At 47.7% G+C, this 3,063-nt stretch carries 2 tRNA genes and 2 rRNA genes (1 of these 4 running past the window's edge); all 4 read right to left on the reverse strand.

The annotated features are described in order from the left end of the window. Positions 1-591, reverse strand: a 23S ribosomal RNA gene (locus ACFSQJ_RS14550); it reaches 2,230 nt to the left of the window's first position. Between the two features lie 297 nt (positions 592-888). Then, positions 889-962 (reverse strand) — tRNA-Ala (locus ACFSQJ_RS14555). A gap of 162 nt (positions 963-1,124) precedes the next feature. Then, a tRNA-Ile gene (locus ACFSQJ_RS14560) sits at positions 1,125-1,198 on the reverse strand. A 106-nt stretch (positions 1,199-1,304) separates the two neighbouring features. Beyond that, a 16S ribosomal RNA gene (locus ACFSQJ_RS14565) occupies positions 1,305-2,828 on the reverse strand. Together the 16S and 23S rRNA genes with 2 tRNA genes alongside form the textbook arrangement of a ribosomal RNA operon. Positions 2,829-3,063: the final 235 nt, after the last annotated feature.

Here is a 3,063-nt window from a genome sequence, read left to right on the forward strand (position 1 = left end):
TGCAAAAGGCACGCCGTCACCCATATGGGCTCCGACCGCTTGTAAGCGTATGGTTTCAGGATCTTTTTCACTCCGTTATTCACGGTTCTTTTCACCTTTCCCTCACGGTACTGGTTCACTATCGGTCTCTCAGGAGTATTTAGCCTTATCGGATGGTCCCGACTGATTCACACAGGGTTTCACGTGCCCCGCGCTACTCAGGATACCACTATCTCGCTACGCTTTACCTATACCGGGCTATCACCGTCTATGGCCACTCTTTCCAAAGTGTTCTAGTTCATTATAGTTCGAATATCGTGGTCCTACAACCCCAATTATGCCGAAACATAATTGGTTTGGGCTAATCCGCGTTCGCTCGCCACTACTAACGGAATCACTTTTGTTTTCTCTTCCTCCGCCTACTTAGATGTTTCAGTTCAGCGGGTTCGCTTCCTTTCGGATGACATGCCTTCAACATGCCGGGTTGCCCCATTCGGATATCCACGGATCAACACTCGTGTGCAGTTCCCCGTGGCTTTTCGCAGCTTATCACGTCCTTCATCGCCTCTGAGAGCCTAGGCATTCCCCATACGCCCTTAATTTGCTTGTCGCATTAAGTATCTCTTGATACTAATGCCCTCTCGTAATCCTTAATTACTATTAACTTATTGTATTCTATTCTACTACTTAAGTTTCTTCTTTTGACTTATTATAAATGACTCGTGCCTTTATAATATGTCCCAATATGTCAATGAACGTTGTGCAAGATTTTCAGTATCGGAGTAACTTACGTTGCTCCTCAAACTTCAATCTTGAGAATGCATTAAAAGAATCTTATTTCAGAAACAACAAAAAGCAAGCTCTTTTTGTTTCTTTAAATTTCGATTCTACTTTTTAAAGCATTCATCGTGGAGAATATCGGAGTCGAACCGATGACCTCCTGCGTGCAAGGCAGGCGCTCTAGCCAGCTGAGCTAATCCCCCATATACTAGTAGTTAGTACATAGTAGTCAGTAGTCAGTACTTCCAACTACTACTCAACTTCTAGAATTTCCTATTCAATATTTCAATCAATGAACTTCGTAGTCTCAGGCAGACTCCCCTCGACTTCGCTCGGGATAAACTTCTCGCCTGTCTTTCGACTTGTAGTCTCAGGCAGACTCGAACTGCCGACCTCTACATTATCAGTGTAGCGCTCTAACCAGCTGAGCTATGAGACTGTTGGGCCTTATGACCATTATTTTAAAACATATAGATAGACAACATAAAAGAGTACGAACCACCCTGATGCAGAAGAACAAGGGCAATTGAACAAATCTTCTCTAGAAAGGAGGTGTTCCAGCCGCACCTTCCGGTACGGCTACCTTGTTACGACTTAGCCCTAGTTACCGATTTTGCCCTAGGCCGCTCCTTACGGTGACGGACTTCAGGCACTCCCAGCTTCCATGGCTTGACGGGCGGTGTGTACAAGGCCCGGGAACGTATTCACCGGATCATGGCTGATATCCGATTACTAGCGATTCCAGCTTCACGGGGTCGAGTTGCAGACCCCGATCCGAACTGTGACCGGTTTTATAGATCCGCGCCCACTTGCGTGGTGGCTTCCCTCTGTACCGGCCATTGTAGCACGTGTGTGGCCCAGGACGTAAGGGCCGTGATGATTTGACGTCGTCCCCACCTTCCTCACGGTTTGCACCGGCAGTCCCGTTAGAGTCCTCAGCATGACCTGCTAGCAACTAACGGTAGGGGTTGCGCTCGTTATAGGACTTAACCTGACACCTCACGGCACGAGCTGACGACAACCATGCAGCACCTTGTAGATAGTCCGAAGAAATAAGCATCTCTGCCTAATGCAATCTACATTTAAGCCCTGGTAAGGTTCCTCGCGTATCATCGAATTAAACCACATGCTCCACCGCTTGTGCGGGCCCCCGTCAATTCCTTTGAGTTTCATTCTTGCGAACGTACTCCCCAGGTGGGATACTTATCACTTTCGCTTGGCCACGGAGTCCGAAAACCCCACAGCTAGTATCCATCGTTTACGGCGTGGACTACCGGGGTATCTAATCCCGTTCGCTCCCCACGCTTTCGTCCATCAGCGTCAGTATATAGTTAGTCACCTGCCTTCGCAATCGGTGTTCTATGTGATATCTATGCATTTCACCGCTACACCACATGTTCCGGCAACTTCACTATAACTCAAGACATACAGTATCAAAGGCAATTTTACAGTTGAGCTGCAAACTTTCACCCCTGACTTATACGCCCGCCTACGGACCCTTTAAACCCAATGATTCCGGATAACGCTCGGACCCTCCGTATTACCGCGGCTGCTGGCACGGAGTTAGCCGGTCCTTATTCTTACGGTACCGTCAGCTATCTACACGTAGATAGGTTTCTTCCCGTATAAAAGCAGTTTACAACCCATAGGGCCGTCATCCTGCACGCGGCATGGCTGGATCAGGCTCCCGCCCATTGTCCAATATTCCTCACTGCTGCCTCCCGTAGGAGTCTGGTCCGTGTCTCAGTACCAGTGTGGGGGATCCCCCTCTCAGGGCCCCTAACCATCGCGGTCTTGGTGAGCCGTTACCTCACCAACTAACTAATGGTACGCATGGCCATCCCTGTCCGATAAATCTTTAATCACAATAACATGTGTCAAAATGATACTATGGGGCATTAATCCAAATTTCTCTGGGCTATTCCCCTGACAGGGGCAGGTTCCATACGCGTTCCGCACCCGTGCGCCGGTCGTCAGCAAAGTGCAAGCACTCCCTGTTACCCCTCGACTTGCATGTGTTAGGCCTGCCGCTAGCGTTCATCCTGAGCCAGGATCAAACTCTTCATTGTTGATCGTTAAATATCTCAAGATATCCAATCGACCCTCTTTAAGTCCTCTTGACGTCAAAATGGTTCTTCAATAATTCTCTTTTACGCTGTCTATTCCAATATGTATATGAACTTCTTTACTCCTTAATCTTTTCCGAAAAAAAAGAACCCATAATAGGCCCTCAACCCTCAAAAATTACCCTGCTTATCTAGCAAAGCGGGTGCAAATATAAAAACCTTTTTTTAACTCAGCAAA

The sequence above is a fragment of the Croceitalea marina genome (genome assembly GCF_042684265.1).
GTDB classification, from domain to species: Bacteria; Bacteroidota; Bacteroidia; order Flavobacteriales; family Flavobacteriaceae; genus Croceitalea; species Croceitalea marina.